The organism is Streptomyces sp. WG7, from assembly GCF_049975785.1.
GTDB lineage: Bacteria > Actinomycetota > Actinomycetes > Streptomycetales > Streptomycetaceae > Streptomyces.
Window position 1 is genome coordinate 14,413 of record NZ_JBNGGE010000047.1, and the last position, 16,316, is coordinate 30,728.

General features: G+C 66.0%; 11 protein-coding genes. 8 read left to right on the plus strand and 3 right to left on the minus strand.

Features of this window, described 5'->3' with window-relative positions; genetic code table 11:
* The first annotated feature begins 200 nt into the window (after nucleotides 1-200).
* The 8 genes from eccCa to ACP4J0_RS31605 all read left to right on the plus strand — a co-directional run bounded on the left by eccCa (nucleotide 201) and on the right by ACP4J0_RS31605 (nucleotide 12,966).
* Complete coding sequence (gene eccCa / locus ACP4J0_RS31570) at nucleotides 201-4,178, plus strand: type VII secretion protein EccCa (protein WP_426602141.1); 3,978 nt, start codon at nucleotides 201-203, stop codon at nucleotides 4,176-4,178.
* Nucleotides 4,179-4,300: 122 nt separating this feature from the next.
* Entirely contained in the window at nucleotides 4,301-5,068 is a 768-nt protein-coding gene (locus tag ACP4J0_RS31575; protein ID WP_426602142.1) for a hypothetical protein, read from the plus strand.
* 196 nt (nucleotides 5,069-5,264) lie between these two features.
* Nucleotides 5,265-5,657: a hypothetical protein gene (locus ACP4J0_RS31580; RefSeq protein WP_426602143.1), complete on the plus strand. Its 393-nt coding sequence runs from the start codon at nucleotides 5,265-5,267 to the stop codon at nucleotides 5,655-5,657.
* 73 nt (nucleotides 5,658-5,730) lie between these two features.
* Nucleotides 5,731-7,980 (plus strand): DUF6571 family protein, encoded by a 2,250-nt coding sequence (locus tag ACP4J0_RS31585; protein WP_426602144.1) that lies wholly within the window; start codon nucleotides 5,731-5,733, stop codon nucleotides 7,978-7,980.
* 29 nt (nucleotides 7,981-8,009) lie between these two features.
* On the plus strand, nucleotides 8,010-9,098 hold the full coding sequence (locus ACP4J0_RS31590; protein ID WP_426602145.1) for a hypothetical protein: 1,089 nt from the start codon (nucleotides 8,010-8,012) through the stop codon (nucleotides 9,096-9,098).
* Nucleotides 9,099-9,588: 490 nt separating this feature from the next.
* On the plus strand, nucleotides 9,589-10,065 hold the full coding sequence (locus ACP4J0_RS31595) for a hypothetical protein (protein ID WP_426602146.1): 477 nt from the start codon (nucleotides 9,589-9,591) through the stop codon (nucleotides 10,063-10,065).
* Between the two features lie 16 nt (nucleotides 10,066-10,081).
* Nucleotides 10,082-12,409, plus strand: a complete 2,328-nt coding sequence (locus ACP4J0_RS31600; RefSeq protein WP_426602147.1) for a hypothetical protein — start codon at nucleotides 10,082-10,084, stop codon at nucleotides 12,407-12,409.
* Nucleotides 12,410-12,465: 56 nt separating this feature from the next.
* Nucleotides 12,466-12,966, plus strand: a complete 501-nt coding sequence (locus ACP4J0_RS31605; RefSeq protein ID WP_426602148.1) for a hypothetical protein — start codon at nucleotides 12,466-12,468, stop codon at nucleotides 12,964-12,966.
* Between the two features lie 85 nt (nucleotides 12,967-13,051).
* On the opposite strand, the gene ACP4J0_RS31610 is transcribed toward ACP4J0_RS31605, so the two are convergent.
* From ACP4J0_RS31610 to ACP4J0_RS31620, 3 genes are all read right to left on the minus strand, one after another.
* On the minus strand, nucleotides 13,052-13,354 hold the full coding sequence (locus ACP4J0_RS31610; RefSeq protein ID WP_426602149.1) for a WXG100 family type VII secretion target: 303 nt from the start codon (nucleotides 13,352-13,354) through the stop codon (nucleotides 13,052-13,054).
* 50 nt (nucleotides 13,355-13,404) lie between these two features.
* Nucleotides 13,405-13,746, minus strand: coding sequence for a WXG100 family type VII secretion target (locus ACP4J0_RS31615; RefSeq protein WP_279565674.1), 342 nt, complete (start codon nucleotides 13,744-13,746; stop codon nucleotides 13,405-13,407).
* An 82-nt stretch (nucleotides 13,747-13,828) separates the two neighbouring features.
* Nucleotides 13,829-14,875, minus strand: coding sequence for a S8 family serine peptidase (locus tag ACP4J0_RS31620; RefSeq protein WP_426602170.1), 1,047 nt, complete (start codon nucleotides 14,873-14,875; stop codon nucleotides 13,829-13,831).
* Nucleotides 14,876-16,316: the final 1,441 nt, after the last annotated feature.

Consider the following 16,316-nt stretch of genomic DNA (forward strand, 5'->3'; position numbering starts at 1 on the left):
GCCCCTGAGCCGCCGTACCGCGCCACACCGCACGGAATGCCCCATACATCCGGTCAATTCGCGTGTGCTCACGCGAACATCCGGCACCCTACCGTCCACCGGCGTGTGATGAGATCAGTAGGATCGCGCGGCGGCCCTCGTCCGCCTGACACGGGGTGGCGGACGGAAATCCGGCGGGCCGGCAAGGGGATTGGTGAGTAGTGAGCCAGATCGTCGTGAAGCGTCCGCCGAGAGCGCTGCCGCCGGGGGTTCCCGCGGGCGACGTGGTCGTGCAGCCGCCCCCCGAGATGCCCCGGGGGCAGCAGGAAAGCGTGCTGATGCAGTTGCTGCCGACGCTCGGCATGGGCGGTTCGGTGGTCTTCTTCTTCACCAGCGGGCAGCCGTTCATGCGCATCATGGGCATGGTGATGATCGCGTCGACGATCGCCATGTCGATCGCGATGGTGGTCCGCTTCCGTCGCGGCACCCAGGGTCAGCTCGCCGACCTGCGCCGGGACTACCTGAGTTATCTCTCGCAGACCCGCCGGACCACCCTGGAGACGGCGAAGTCGCAGCGCGACGCCCAGTACTACCTGCATCCTTCCCCGGAGCAGCTGTGGGCGTTGGTCGCCGAGGGCAGCCGAGTATGGGAACGGCGACCGGGTGACGAGGACTTCGCGCAGGTCCGCATCGGTCTCGGTGCTCAGTCACTGGCCACCCCGCTGATCGCTCCCGAGACGGGACCGGTCGACCAGCTGGAGCCGCTGACGGCAGGCGCGATGCAGCGCTTCGTCGACACCCACAGCACCTTGGACGACCTGCCGATGGCGGTCTCCCTGCGCGCCTTCTACCACGTCACGCTCGGCGGGGAACCGGACTCCGTACGCTCCACCGCCCGTGCCCTGACCGGTTCGCTGGCCTCCCTGCACTCCCCCGAGGACCTGATCGTCGCGGTCGCGGCGAGCCGGGAGGCGGCACACCACTGGGAGTGGGCCAAGTGGCTGCCGCACGCGCAGCTGCCGGGTGTCGCGGACGGCGCCGGCTCCCGCCGCCTGATCAGCGGCGACGCCGGTGAGCTCGAGGATCTCCTGGCGGCGCGGCTGACCGGACGTCCCCGCTTCCATCCGAACGCCGCGCCCCTGCCGGAGACCCCGCACATCGTCGTCGTCCTCGACGGCATCTCGCTCCGTGCGGATTCCATGCTGGCGAACCCCGAAGGCCTGCAGGGAGTGACGGTCGTCGAGTTGGCCGAGGGCGAGCCGGCCGGTGCGCACGGTGACCTCTCCGTTCTCGTACAGCCGCGTTCACTGCGCCTTGAGTCGGCGCACGGCGTCGTCTACGAGGGAACGCCCGACGTCCTGTCGTACGAGTCCATGGAGGCGCTGGCCCGGCAGTTGGCGCCGCTGCGGATGGCTTCGGGCGGCGACGACGACGAGCCGCTGCTGGCGAACCTGGAGTTCACGGACCTGCTGAACCTGGGCGACGCCGCGTCCGTCGACACCCGGCGCACCTGGCGGCCTCGGTCCCAGGCTGAACGGCTGCGGGTGCCGATCGGTGTCGGTGAGGACGGCCGACCGGTGATGCTCGACATCAAGGAGGCGGCGCAGGAGGGCATGGGCCCGCACGGTCTGTGCGTGGGTGCCACGGGTTCCGGCAAGTCGGAACTGCTGCGCACGCTGGTGCTGGGGCTCGCGGTCACCCACTCCTCCGAGACCCTGAACTTCGTCCTGGCGGACTTCAAGGGCGGCGCGACCTTCGCGGGTATGGCACAGATGCCGCACGTGGCGGCCGTGATCACCAACCTGGCGGACGACCTCACCCTCGTCGACCGCATGGGCGACTCCATCCGTGGCGAACTCAACCGCCGCCAGGAGATGCTGCGCGACGCGGGCAACTACGCCAACATCCACGACTACGAGAAGGCCCGCGCGGCGGGCGCGCCGCTCCAGCCCATTCCCTCGCTGCTGCTGGTCATCGACGAGTTCAGTGAACTACTGACCGCGAAGCCCGACTTCATCGACATGTTCGTGCAGATCGGCCGTATCGGCCGGTCGCTGGGCGTGCATCTGCTGCTGGCCTCGCAGCGCCTGGAGGAGGGCCGGCTGCGCGGCCTGGAGACGTACCTCTCGTACCGCATCGGTCTGCGCACCTTCTCCGCCGCCGAGTCCCGGGCGGCGCTGGGCGTGCCGGACGCCTACGAGCTGCCGAACGTACCCGGGTCCGGCTTCCTGAAGTACGGCACCGACGAGATGGTCCGCTTCAAGGCGGCGTACGTCTCCGGCGTCCACCGTTCGGGCGCGCCCAGGGCCGGGACCGGAGACGGCCTGCTGCCACTGGACCGACGGCCGGTGCTGTTCACGGCGGCTCAGGTGCCGGTGCGGTACGTGCCGGTGCCCCGGCAGGGAGAGGGCTCGGCGGACGGGGCCGGCGAGGTGGACGACGCGCTGGCGGACACCGTGCTGGATGTCGTCGTGCGCCGGCTGGAGGCGCAGGGCCCGGCGGCCCACCAGGTGTGGCTGCCGCCGCTGGACAGCCCGCCGTCGCTGGACGCGCTGCTGCCCGGGCTCACCGCCGTGGAGGGCCGGGGCCTGACCCAGCCCGGGTACGAGGGGGCCGGCCGGCTCGTGGTGCCCGTCGGCATCGTCGACAAGCCGTACGAGCAGCGCCGTGACCCGCTGTGGGTGGACTTCTCCGGAGCCGCGGGCCACATGCAGGTCCTCGGCGGTCCGCAGTCCGGCAAGTCGACACTGCTGCGCTCGCTGATCAGCTCCTTCGCGCTCACGCACACACCCCACGAAGTGCAGATCTACGGGCTCGACTTCGGCGGTGGAGGCATGGCCGCGGTGGCCGGGCTGCCACACGTCGGCGGCATCGCCTCACGGCTGGACCCGGAGAAGGTGCGGCGTACGGTCGCGGAGGTCTACGGCATCCTGACCCGCCGCGAGGAGTACTTCCGGTCCTCCGGCATCTCCTCCATCGCCGAGTTCCGGTCGCGGCGCGCCCGCGGTGACATCTCGGTCACCGACCAGCCCTGGGGCGACGTCTTCCTGGTGATCGACGGCTGGGCCAACTTCCGCACCGAGTACGAGGCACTCGACCAGGTGATCCTCGACATCGCCGCCCGCGGTCTCGGCTACGGCGTCCATCTGGTGCTCTCCGCCTCACGCTCGATGGAGGTGCGGTCCGCGCTCAAGGACAACCTGCTGAACCGGCTGGAGCTGCGGCTCGGCGACACGATGGACTCCGAGCTGGACCGCAAGGTGGCCGCGAACGTCCCGACCGGGGTGCCAGGCCGCGGCCTGGCACCCCAGAAACTGCACTTCATGGGGGCGGTGCCGCGCATCGACGGCCTGACCTCCGACACGGATCTGGCGGAGGCCACCGCCGCGCTGGCGTCCGAGGTGTCCCGGCACTGGCAGGCGCCGGGCGCGCCGAAGGTCCGGCTGCTGCCGCGCGAGCTCCCGGCGGAGCAACTGCCCCCGGGCAACCGATTCCCGAGGCGTGGCATCGCCTTCGCGCTCGACGAGGACAACCTGGAGCCCGTCTTCGTCGATTTCGAACAGGACCCGTTCTTCCTCATTTTCGGCGACAGCGAGTCCGGCAAGTCGAACCTGCTCCGGCTGCTGATCAAGCAGTTGACGACGCGCTACTCCGGTGACGAGTGCAAGCTGTTCGTCGTGGACAACCGGCGCTCCCTGCTGGGCGTCACCCCGGACACCCACCTCGCCGAGTACATCCCGATGTCCAATGCCATGGAACACCACATGGAGGCCCTGGCCGACCTGATGAAGCGCCGTACCCCGAGCGCCGACGTGACCGCCCAGCAGCTCCGGGAGCGCAGCTGGTGGCAGGGGCCGACGGTGTACGTGGTCATCGACGACTTCGACCTCGTCGCCACGTCGAGCGGCAACCCGCTCAGTGGCATGACGGAACTGCTGCCGTTCGCCCGCGACGTGGGCGTGCGCTTCATCATCGCGCGCTCCACCGCCGGCGCCAGCCGTGCCTCCTACGAGGCGTTCATGCAGCGCATCAAGGAGTTGGGCGCCCAGGGTGTCGTCCTGGCGGGCGACCCGGCCGAGGGTGACGTCCTGGGCGGCGTACGGCCGCGGCCGATGCCCGCGGGACGTGGTGTGTTCGTCTCCCGGCGGCGGGGGCGGCCGTTGGTCCAGACGGGGCTCTTGGCGGAGGACGAGCTGTGACGGCCGGGGGCGGTGCGCGTACGGGACCGAAGGACGGTACGACGTTCACCGCCCGGGCCCTCCGTCACGGGAGAGGCAACAGTGACGACCAGGCACGACGACTCAAGGAAGTGTTCCCACCGATGAGCGACACCCCTCTGTCACGCACGGACACGGCATCGACGCGCGCCCGGGCAGCGCGGCGTGCGTCTGTCCTCACGGCACTGCTCGCCACGACCGTACTGGCCTGCAGCCACGCTTCCGACAAGGACGAGGCCGAACACAGCACGTCCCCCTCCCCCGCGGCGACCAGCGGTGCGGCGATCGGGGGGACTTCCGCCGACGCCCGTATCGAGCAAGTGAACGAGACCATGCGGAAGACGCCCTTCAGTGGCATCGGCACGACCACCGCCTTCGACGAAGGGCTGCAGGAGATCCGGTGGACCCCTTCCCAGGGCCTGCACATCAAGCTCGTCGGGATCGGGGGGGACATGTACTGCAAGGACGGCGTCACCTATACGAGTGCGGATCTGCTGGCCAGGAGCCTGGGGTCCAAGGGCGTACGGATCACCGTTCCCGACCGGCTCGACGACACCTATGTGACCACGGAGAGCGGGCAGGGGTGCGAAGCCTACTTCGCCGTACCGCCCGGCACCTTCGCCCCCGACAAGGACACCGAGATCGAGGGAGTGCCGGCCCAGGCCGTCACGGCGGCGTCGGGGTCCACTTCGGACGTCTACTACATCAGCGAAAAGGAACCTGCTCGTCTGCTGAAGACGGAGTCGACGCGCGACGGGCGTAAAAGCCACACGATATACGCCGACTTCGGCAAGGAGGCCGACATCGTCCTTCCGAAGGCCGACCAGGTCATGACCATGGAGGAGTTCCGTGAGGAGGTCGACGCGGGCTGATGCCTCCCCTGTACGGGCCGTCGCCGGGCGGCACGTACGCCGTGACGAGCGGAAGCCGGCAGGCGGCGCCCTGGTGATCCGCTGGAAGCGGCCGGATTGTTAGCCTGGCCGGTACACGCCAATCGAGTGGACGGGGGCGGAAGACGTGGCGAATGAGCCGCAGGGGAACGGTGATGAGGTCGGGCAGTCGGTCGGTATGCGGCTGAATCAGTACCCGGCCGATCCGGGAGGTTCGCCGGGGCCCGTGGGCGGCGGCCCGAAGGACCTGGCGTCCAGCCCCGCGCAGAAGAAGGCCGCGGCGCGGGCCATCGAGGAGCACCTCGAGCCCGACACCCGCAAGGCCGGCGACCGGGCCGACGAGGAGACCGGTGCCGCGGTCAAGGCGTTCGCCGCGAAGGACGGCCACGGGTGGGTCACCTCGACGGCGTTGAAAAAGGCACACAAAACCTGGGGTGAGCAGGTGCAGAACCTGATGAACCGCCTGGGATCCGAGAAGGAAGCCCTGCGCAGCACCAACATCCTGTTCCAGAACACCGACTTCGGCATCGGGCAGGGCATCCGCAAGTCGTCCAGCCTCGACGGTTTCTGAGCCGTCCGCTGCCGCCTTCGACCGTTCACGCAACGCGCACCACGGGGAACCCATGCCGACGTACCACGAGATCATGACGACCGACCTGGCCACGCTCACCACGGCGGCCGACGGCTGGGACGACATGGCCAAGGAGTTCAGCAAGCAGGAGAAGGCCTACAAGCGGGACGTGCACGGCATATCCATGGGCCCGTCCTGGCAGGGGCTGAGCGCGGACACCGCCAACCGCCGCTTCGACATCACTCTCACGGAATACCAGAGCGCCCAGACCGAGGCGAAGGCCATCGCCTCCCTCCTGCGCGACGCGCACACCCAGTTCACCGACCTGCGCGGCAAACTCAGAACCGCCCGCCAGGAAGCCGTCGACGCCGGCATGAAGGTGTCCGACCAAGGCCGGGTCTCCTACGACACACAGCGCCTGGACGAAGGCACCCGCAACGCCTACCACCACGACCCGGACTTCCAGGAAAGCGTCCGCAAGAGCGTCCGCTCCTGGCAGGACCGCATCGACCAGCTCGTCAAGGACACCACCGACGCCGACAAGGGCGTCGAGATCGCCTTCACCGCCGTCGTCGTCGACTCGAACCTCCAGGACGGGACGTTCAACGGCTTCAACGGCCAGGCCAAGGGCGACATCGAGAAGTACGAGGCCGAGAACGCCGAGGACATCGCCACCCGGCTCGCGGGAGGCGAAAAGATCCCCGCCACAGAACTCGCCGAACTCGACCGCGCCTTCCGCGACAACGCCAAGAGTAAAGAATTCACTCAAACCCTCCTCAACGGTCTGGGCGCTTCGGGGACCATAGAGCTCACCAACCGGCTCAGCACGCTCAGCCACGGCGGAAAGAACAAGGGGACGTTCGCCGATCTTCAGGAGGGATTGGCCAACTCTCTGGCGACGGCAACGAAGAACCCCGACTCCGCTTTCTACAAGAAGTTCCGCACCGACATGCAGCGGGCCGGTGTCCAGAAATTCGATCTCGACGTCGCCTCTCAGAAGATTTCGGTCGGTGTCGGACACGGCCAACAAGTACGTGGCTACCAGAGCCTGGTCACTCTGATGCAAGAAGGGAACGGATACTCCGGGCAGTTCCTCAAAGACCTGGCCACCGACATCCGAGCTGTCGAAGACAAGAAGCAGGGCGGGGACCCCGATGTATGGGATCTCAGTGGCCGCTTCAGCGGAAAGGACGACGGCTGGTTCGCGAACGATCCCCTCGACGGCGTGCTGGGCATCATGGCCAAGGACCCCGGCACGGCCACCAGTTACCTCGATCCCGGTCCCGACGGAAAGAACGACAATCTCTCGTACCTGCTCACGGAGCGGGACTGGGACCATGTCGACACCACTCGATGGCAGGGCAAGGTCCAGGTAACGGGTGAGGACACTTTCGACCAGGACGTACGAGCAGGACTGGGGCTCGCCCTGGCGGCAGGTGCCACGGGCAACGTAGCGGGTGCCGAAGGAACCGAATTCGGTCGCCACACGGCCGCGCAGGCCCGTGTCATGCACGACACGGTCAACCTTCTGGACTACGGACACGCCGATGGCACGTTCGGCGAGGACAAGAAGGAGCCACGCACCGGGAAGGCCGACGAGTTGCTGGCCGGTGACGAGTACGCCTCCTTGCGCTCCCCCCTCTCCCAGGTACTTGCCGACTACTCACCGGATGTTGTGGAGACCATCAACGGAGACGCCCCGGGCGGTCGCGCCGGCAAGGCGGACGTCTACGAGAATGGCGACGAGTCCCAGATTCAGAACAGCCGCAGCAGCTTGATACGCATGATGCGTGGCGTATCGGAAGCAGACGATGTCCAGAACTTCGAGCGCATTTATCATGCGCAACAGGGTTACATGTCCGAGCAACTGATGGACAAGGATTTCCCGAACGCCACCGCCGCCTTGAACGAGGCCCGCAAGTATGGCGAAGTCACCGGCACCCTTAACGCCGTCGGCGGTGACGTAAAGATGGATGTGCACGACGACAAGATTTCCGAGGCAACTGATACACGGTTCTACGGCTACCACATCGGTGGCGGAATGATCACCAACATTCCGATAGTAGGGGACATGTCCCAACGTCTGGTGGACGTCTCTCTCAATAACTGGCTGGCGGGAGTACAGGCAGAAGAGGGTTCCTTGGCCAAGGAGGAGTTGAACCGGAGCAACGACGTAGCGCAAGACAACATCGACCGCTACTTCGACAGGTGGGGCGCGGAGCGAAGCCTGGCCCCAGAGATCGCTGAGGACGCCGCCGGCGAGGCCCAGCAGAGCTATGTTTCCGGACGGCAGACCGCGTACGAAGCTCTGCGGTCCCGCTGAGTCCGGGCCCGAGACAAGGAAATACACACATGCCCCCCAGCCCACGTAGGAAGAAATCACTGCTCATCACTGCGGGAACGCTGGTTGCCGTCAGCGCTCTTGTTTCTACGCACATATGGCAGAACACGAATGTGCTGGGGTCGCCATCATTCTGCGACCAACGGGTGGAGTCCAGGGACGCACAGCGTGCCCTGAATTCCTCGGGCCGGGTCTCGGAAGGGCGCCTGCAAAGCTCCCCCGGCGAGCCGGAATTCACGTGCGTAATCGAGCGCACCAGTCGCTTCCTCGGGAACACGGACCAGCAAGTCACCTTGACGACCGCAAACGAGGACGGGCCCTTTCCGTACACCACTCATGTGTGGAAGAACCCCGGCGCACGTTCCTACTTCAAGGGCGAAACGACCGGAGCCGTGACTCCTACCGGGGGGTACGTCGTCCTGCCGAAGTCGTGCTGGGACAAGGTGGGCAACATACGGGGAACCCGCGTCATCCCGCCCGACGACGACGGCGTGTCCGCCGTCGAAGCCACCGTGACGAAGGGCCAGGCCGACCCAGAAGGACTGGCACTCCTTCTGGCTCACGCCGCCCAGAGAGTTGCCGCGGACGCCGGGTGCGCCACCCCGCCGCTGGAGAAGTCACCAGAGCTCGCCGCACCCGATGGTGTGCGCACAACGGACGTCGGTAAGGTGTGCGGACTGCCGGGCTTCTCCTTGCCCGACGACGCCGTGCTCACCGGTGTCGCCGAACCCGGTCAGGAGCAGATCAGCAAGGGGACGAAGGACGTGTGGGCATGTGATCTGACCCTGGCCGGCAGTGCCGGGGCCGCCGTCTCCTTCACGGCGACCTCTGACCAGAACATGGTCGACGCAGTCCTTCAGGACACCCACGGTTTCCGCAAGCTGCCCGACAGCCACGGTATCGCCGCCGTCGACCAAGCCGTTCTGCACTGCGCTGAAGGTGACGTGTACTTCGCCGCTCACTGGAACCGGGAGTACGCCAGCGCTCTTTCGGACAATCACGATCGGGTCTCGAAGGTCCGCGGAAACACGTTCGACAACTTCGTTGCCTCTGCGGCCGATCTGTATTCCTGCCCTGACGTCACGCTTGCGGAAAGCTGAGATGACGGGCAAGAACAGCCAGGCACGTCTCGGACGGGGAAGCCAGACAGCCGGACACGTACTCCCTCTGTCAGTCACCGGCATGTGACCGAGGGTCGGACCGGGCGCGCGAGTCGACCCCGCCTCGACGGCTACCGAGCCGCCCCGTACGCCATAGGTCGTTCACGTCAACGCGCGCGACGGAGACCTCTACCGATGTGCACGAGATGTGGACGGCCGGCATCGGCATGCTCCCGTCACATCTGCAAGGCACCGCCTGCCGGCCTGTGATGTCATCAAGGAGCATGCGTGCCAAGGACCGTTGAACGGTCCCGTGGCAGTCTGGCGATCCGTGTTTCCCACCAGGCCGCCGAAGCACTGTGCGGGTTCCGCACAGTAGCTCTTTCCTTCCGTCGTGATGGCTTTGAAAGCGCTGCCGTGGTTCATGAGCGTCCGCTACCTTCGGTCCGGTAGATCTTCCGGAGGCTGACGCCGTCTGAGGAGCGAGTGCATGGCATGGGACGAATGGGAACAGGCAAAGGCCCAGGCTGCCGGCCGGCCGACCACCCACACCCGACTGAATCAGGCGCCGACGCAGGGCGCGGGGCCGGGCGGCGGTCCGGACCTTGTCGCACGGCAGGACGACCTCGGCGCTGTGGGGCACGACGCGTTCGTCCTGCACGGTGAGCTCGTGAAGAAGGTCGACATCGCCGGGGCCGGCATGAACTCCGACCACGCCGGTTCCACCCACCAGGCCGCTTCGGCGCTGTCCAGGTCCAACTTCGCCATGGGGGACGAACTCATGACGACACTGACGGTCTGGGAGAGCCAGGTGAAGGCGGTACGCCACGCCTGCGCGCAGATCTCGAACCACCTCGACTTCAGCAAGAAGCTGCACGCCAACGACGACGCGGAGATCGCCGCCGGCATCACGAAGCGGGACGGGTCCGAAATGCCCGCTTCCGAGCTCAGCAGGTACTTCAAGTAGCCCGGGGGACTTCGGCATGCCCATCACCTACAACGATCTGATGCAGGTCTCACTCGGTCAGTTGGACACCGCGGTCTCGGACTGGAAGAAGGTGGTCGACAACCTGAAGCAACTCGAGACCGACGCGCGCGACGGCCTCAAGAAGAAGTCCGACCGCGCACGCTGGAAGGGGGTGAACGCCGGCGTCACGCGAGAGTTCGTGGACAGGACCGCAGGTGAGTTCGCCGACCTCCAGATGGAAGCCAACGGCATCCACCAGGTTCTGGACGACGCCCACCGCGAGCTCGAGGCATTGCAGAAGAGCGTGCGGACGCTCACCACCGAGGCCGAGGACAAGGGTTACACCGTTCGCGACAACGGTGACGGCACGGTGAGCGTGGACGCCCACGTGACGCCGGGCACGTCCCCGAAGGACGACAAGAACAAGGAAGAACGCCAGTACTACGCCGACGCGATCACGGGAAAGATCGCGCACGCCGATGACATCGACGCCTCCACCAAGCTGGCGCTCGCCCGAACTCACGGGAACGACCCGTACAACGCCGGCCATGCGGCCTACGACTCGCTCAACGACGCCCAGGTTGAACGCGCGCTGGAACTCGCGGAGAAGCGCGAGGGCATGACCGGCCGAGAGCTGGCCGAACTGAACAGGCTGCTGCGCCACAACGGACGGGAAAAGGACGGCGAGTTCGCTACGGAGTTCTTCCAGGGCCTCGGCGGCCCGAGGCAGACACTCGAGTTCTACGGTGCCATGTCGATCGACGGTACGAGCGGAGACGCCTCGAAGACCCGGTTGAGCGGCGTACAGGACCTGCAGAAGTACATGGGCCACGCTCTGGCCAACGCGACCGACCCGTACACGCCACAGAGCCTCAAAGGCGACCGCCAGCACCTGCCCTCGTGGTGGGGCTCGGAGTTCCGCAAGCTGGGCACCCAGGAGATCGAGTGGGACCGCGGCATGATGAACAAACCGTACGGATACCAGGTACTGGGCGGCCTGCTCCGCTACGGGAACTACGATCCCGCGTTCCTCACTCCCATCGCGGAGCACGTCACACAGCTTCACCAGGACGACCCGTACCGCTTCATGTCGAACAAGCCGGCCGGCAGTGACGACGGCTACGGCTTCAACCCCTCCGGCAAGCTGGGCACCGGGAACGCACCGCTCAACAGCGTGCTCGAGGCACTGGGGCACAGCCCTGAGGCAGCGGAGCAGTTCTTCACGCAGACGCCGACTGCGTACAACGACGACGGCACGATCAAGTCCGGAGAGAAGCCCGACTTCAAGTCCTACCTCGACCTATTCACCACGAAGGACTTCGAGTGGGTGATCGACACGAACAGCCACAACGTCCTCGCGGATGAGGACGCGGCGAAGAAGGCACTCAACTTCGGCCCGAACGCACTGGGCCACGCCTTGGAGGCTGCGGCGACGGGCCGCCCGTACGACAGTGACACGATCGACCCGTTTGTCAGGCACAGCGACGCACAGGCGAAACTGGTCCACGACATCGTGGAGAAGTTCGCCCAGAACCCGGATCTGCTGACGCACAACATGAACGGTGACCTTAAGGGAGAGGAGACCGGTCCCCTGTACGCCCTGCGGGACAGCCTGGGCAACATCTCGGCTGACTACATCGCTGACTTCCAGCGGTCGATGTACGGCGAGAGTGCGGACAGCAAGGCCTTCCCTGTCAACGGCGAGCCCGCTGAACTCGGCTCCGGGGACGCACAGAAGTTCCTCGGCCTGGTCGGGCAGGACCCGGACGCCTACAGCGCCATCACTTCCGCGCAGCAGGCCTACACCGCGAACGTGGTGCAGGATTTCCTGCGGACGGAGGGAAAGGACCTCACTCCGGAGGACGGTGCACGCGTCGGGCACTTGGTCGCTCCGGGCGCTGCCATCGCGGGCGTGATGAGCAACTCCAGAGCCGACGCGATCTACGACTACCACACGGCTACGAACGCGGAGTACAACGAGGCGGTGGCCGACAATGCGAAGTGGGTCAACCGGATCGTCGGCTTGGGGACGGGAGCCATCCCTGCTCCCTTCTCCATCGTGGGAGAGCCGGTCAACTGGCTGGCGGAGGATGTGTCCGAGAGTGTCGTGAAGAGTGCCGAGCAGGACACTACTAGGGAGGCCGAGCACGACGCGGGCAGAGAGTACTCAAGAGGGAGGGAGGCTGCTGCTGATGCCGCAGCGGCAGCCCTCACCAGCTATTTCGCACGCCATGACGACGTTGACGCAGAAACACGCGATGCCATCGATCGGGGGGTCCGCACGCAAGCAGGTGTGAGCCATTCCGATGGCGCTCAGTGGAACTCCTCTGGAGACGGAACATGAGGCCTGTCCCATACCCGCCCCACCGGAATAAGGGATCGTCGTTGTCAGCGAAGAGAATGGCCACCACCGCCCTCCTCGCGTTGGCTCTCATCGCTTGCGATACGTCAGACGACGGCCTCTCATATACCGCCCCGGACAATATCTGCGGCATACCTGCCGACAAGAAGGTGCTGGAAGCCCTACTCGACGATGGAAACAAGTTCGAGCAAAGCACGGGGCATTTCAGTTTACAGGAGGGCCAATTCTGCCACATGTATGTGGATGAGAACGACTCCGTGATCAGCGACGCAGCTTGGCACCAAAACAGGTACAAGCTGAGCGATTATTTCCTGACATACGACGTGAAAGGTTTGCGCTACCTCAGGGAAGGCGAGTTCGCTTCTTGGAACAACGGAGTAGTCGCCCTAATCCAGTGCCCCGGGGTCAGCGAAAAGGGTGACGTTCTAACAGTGGAGGTCAGCGACATGAGATGGAACGAAAAATCACAAGAGCTTCTGGAAAAGCTCGCTCCTTCCTACTTCAACGCCTACGAGGAAAAACTCGGCTGCCGATCCTGACAAGCGCTACGGCAAGCACGAGAACAGGGTGGACACCTCCCGCGCGTGTCCACCCTGTTCGTCACCTTCGGGCCTTCGGCCCCGCCTACAGGAAGTAGCTTGCGCCCTTCAGGTCGCCGCCGCGGTAGTCACCGCCGGCGGTGCCGACGCGCTGGCCGATGCTGACCAGGGCCTGGTGGATGCCGGAGGCGTGGCGGTCCCACTCCTTGGTCTTCTTGGTGAATTCCTCGTACGCCTCGCCGCCCCAGCCCGCGGCCGCGTCGAGCACGGCCTTCTTGAGCGCCTCGAGGTCCTCCTCGAGCTTCTTGGCGTGGGTGCCGAGTTCGGTGGCGAGCGCGTCCATGGTGCCGTAGGTGACGGCGAGCTCGTCGTAGTGCGCTCCGGACATGTCTTCCTCGTTTCGTTGAGAGTCAGCAGGCCAATTCGGAAAGGCCCGCGTCAGTAGCTGTTGAGCGCCGAGGTCTTTCCACCAAGGTCTTCCACCGAGATCTTGGTGACGTCCGCCTCGATCTGGTCCTCGAGCTTCTGCTTGTCGGCCTTGTTCAGCTGGATGCCCTCGAGGAAGTCGTCCAGCATCCGGCCGATCGAGGCCATGTGGTTGTTGATCTCCGTCTGCTTCTTGTCGAAGGCGATGGCGCCCTGCCCCGTCCAGTGCTTCTCGATCATGTCGATCGTTCCCTGGAGCTGGGCGAGAGACTGCCTGATCGAGTCGTAACGGTCGATGACATTCGTCTGGAGCTTCTGTACCTGGGCCTCGTAAAGCTTGCGGCCGTCAGCCATTTCGGCAGTCCCTTTCGTGAGTGCGGCGACGCGTTGTCGTGTGTGTCACCGCGTGGTGGTGAGGGTCGGTTGCGAGGGGTCGCTATGCGCCTCGTCGGGATCGGACCACCGCGAAGGCACCGCCGCCGATCACGAGCACTGCCGCCACGGCTCCGAGCGCTACCCACAAAGTGGTGTTGTCGGAGGTGTCCGCTTCGGAGGCAACGGGTTGTTGGGCCTTACTGCCCGACGTGCCCTTCGAGGGCTGGGGCGACGGTGCCGTTGAAGAGGTCACCGGGTCGCCTGATTCGTCCAGGACTCCGGTGGCGTTCTCCCTGGCGAGGGGGTCGGTGTTTGCCGCTGCGGGAGTGAAGTCCGCGTTCTCCAGGACCTTACGGGGGCGGATCAGGCCGTAGCCGAGGTAGACGCTCGGGTCGTCCCTTGCCCAGTCACGGCCGGCGGTGTCGATGAGGCTGGCGAGGACCTGGTTGGCGGTCCAGTCGGGGTGGGCGGACCAGATGAGGGCGGCGGAGGCGGAGGTGAGGGCGGTGGCGAAGCTTGTTCCTCCCTGGTCGCAGTAGGAGCGGAAGGTCTCGTCGCACCAGCCGGGCGTGTTCAGCCCCGGAGCCGCCAGGTCGACGTAGTTTCCATGCTCCGAAAACTTCGCGACCTTTCCGGACTCGTCCGAGGCGGCCACGCCCACTACGTATGGGTAGGCAGCGGGGTATCCGATGAGGTTTTTCTTTTCAGCGTCATTTCCTGTGCCCGCAATCATCAGCTTGCCCTTGGATTGGGCATACTTGACTGCCTCAAGCTCATCCGAATCTTCGGCATCGACACTAAAGGACATGCTCATGATCTGCACGTCGCTGTCAGCGACGGCTCTGATCACGTCTGCGACATCGGGAGCCTTCTCTGCCTCAGCATCTTCCAGACCCTGCAAAGCGATCCGATAAGGTACGATCTTGGCCCCCGGAGCCAGGCCTTGCAGGCCGCCGCCGGCACCAGTGCCGACAATCAGTTCGGCCATGGTAGTGCCGTGCCCTTCGTAATCCTCAGTCGCCTTGTAACCGTGGGCTTGGGACACTTCTTCAGTAAGCACTTGACCCTGGAGCGAAGGGGTGTCGGGGTTTACTCCCGTGTCGATCACAGCCACCTTCACTCCCTTTCCTGTACTCACCTTCCACATCTCATCAGCATTCATCGCCGGCAAGTACCACTGCTGGGACTGTGTATCGGCCGCCAATGCGCTCGGCGCCAACGCTGCCGACGTAAGAGCCAAGGCACCGAACATTGAACAGACGACCGAAGCCCGTCCTCTGTTGTATCGCCTCACAAGAGATGCGGTCCGCCTGGTGTGTCGGCTGAAACCTGACAACATGCTGGTGTCTGTCCTCGCTTCTGTCCGGTCAGTCGGTCGTGGCCTGGTTGCCACGTCGCCTATCTCGACGCGAACGGCCCTCGTAGGACCCCTGGTTTCCCGCTCCACCACGTGGTGCAGCGGGACGTCGAGGAGTCGAACCACCGTTACCCGTACCGGAGGTTCTCCCGTTCGGCGCTCCGACAACCCCGTCAGCGTTGGCAGCGGGGCGACGAGATGCCTCTCCTGTACGCGGCGCCGGGGCGGGCGCCCCGATCACTCCACGCTGGCCTGGCCTCTGCCCTGCCGGACGCTGAGCAGATGTGCCCTCCCCGCCGATGACCGTGCCACGCGGCAGCCTGGAGGCGTTGCTTCCCGGCATGACGCTGGGAACGGAACGTCCCCCAACAACACCATCGGGATTACGTCCAGCACCACTACGCCCGGACGGCGTAGCCTGCGTTCCGTTCACTGGCCCCCGCGGGAACCCGCCACCGGCCGGTCCGGGTGCCGGCGCCCCGGGCCTCGGCATGCCCCCAACGATGCCACGCCCCATGGGGCCAGGAGCGCGGCCCTCACCCTGCCCCGGCGGGGCGGTTCGCGCCGCTTGCCCTAGCGGTCCTGTCCCACGGCTGCCCATGGGCCCTGGCGTCACGCCACGGGGGGTCTGGCCCAAGGGACCAGCGCCTGTGCGTGACGCCGAGTCCGGGCCCATCGGTCCCCCCACTCGTCCCCGTACTGGTGGTGAGGCCTTGGACACGGCCCCACCGCCGGGTCCTGCGGCGCGCCCCAAGAGTCCGCGCGCGGTGGGCGGGATCGCACTCGGAGCCATGGGCGGAACGGGCCCTGCCGGAGCGGTGGGACCGGTCATCGACGGTGGCGCAGCATTGATCGGCTTCACCGCCTCTTGCGGCGGCAGCGTACCGACACTGTCGATCTCTGTCCCCACAGGCCGCTTTGGGAGCGCGGCAGGCTCAGATGCCTCCCTGGCAGAGGATTGCTGCTCGATCGCGGACGCCCGCCCTGCTTCACCGGTCGGCGAGGACTGGTGATGCTCGGTAGGAGCACTGCTGGGGGACGTAAGTGACGCGTTGCCGACGCCAGGTGATTCTGAGCGGATGGAGCCCGGCGTTGGCTTGGGGACCCCCACATCCGGCATCTTGGGGAACACCGGCTCTTCGGCGCTTCCCATCATTCCCGCTGACACCGTGTAGAACGACGCCAGCCGGTA

Bases quoted from the DNA above. Each gene is read 5' to 3' on its own strand.
- ACP4J0_RS31595 (WP_426602146.1), top strand. From the start codon at position 9,589: ATGGCATGGGACGAATGGGAACAGGCAAAGGCCCAGGCTGCCGGCCGG.
- ACP4J0_RS31615 (WP_279565674.1), bottom strand. From the start codon at position 13,746: ATGGCTGACGGCCGCAAGCTTTACGAGGCCCAGGTACAGAAGCTCCAG.
- ACP4J0_RS31610 (WP_426602149.1), bottom strand. From the start codon at position 13,354: ATGTCCGGAGCGCACTACGACGAGCTCGCCGTCACCTACGGCACCATG.
- ACP4J0_RS31575 (WP_426602142.1), top strand. From the start codon at position 4,301: ATGAGCGACACCCCTCTGTCACGCACGGACACGGCATCGACGCGCGCC.
- ACP4J0_RS31580 (WP_426602143.1), top strand. From the start codon at position 5,265: ATGCGGCTGAATCAGTACCCGGCCGATCCGGGAGGTTCGCCGGGGCCC.
- ACP4J0_RS31590 (WP_426602145.1), top strand. From the start codon at position 8,010: ATGCCCCCCAGCCCACGTAGGAAGAAATCACTGCTCATCACTGCGGGA.
- ACP4J0_RS31585 (WP_426602144.1), top strand. From the start codon at position 5,731: ATGACGACCGACCTGGCCACGCTCACCACGGCGGCCGACGGCTGGGAC.
- ACP4J0_RS31600 (WP_426602147.1), top strand. From the start codon at position 10,082: ATGCCCATCACCTACAACGATCTGATGCAGGTCTCACTCGGTCAGTTG.
- ACP4J0_RS31605 (WP_426602148.1), top strand. From the start codon at position 12,466: ATGGCCACCACCGCCCTCCTCGCGTTGGCTCTCATCGCTTGCGATACG.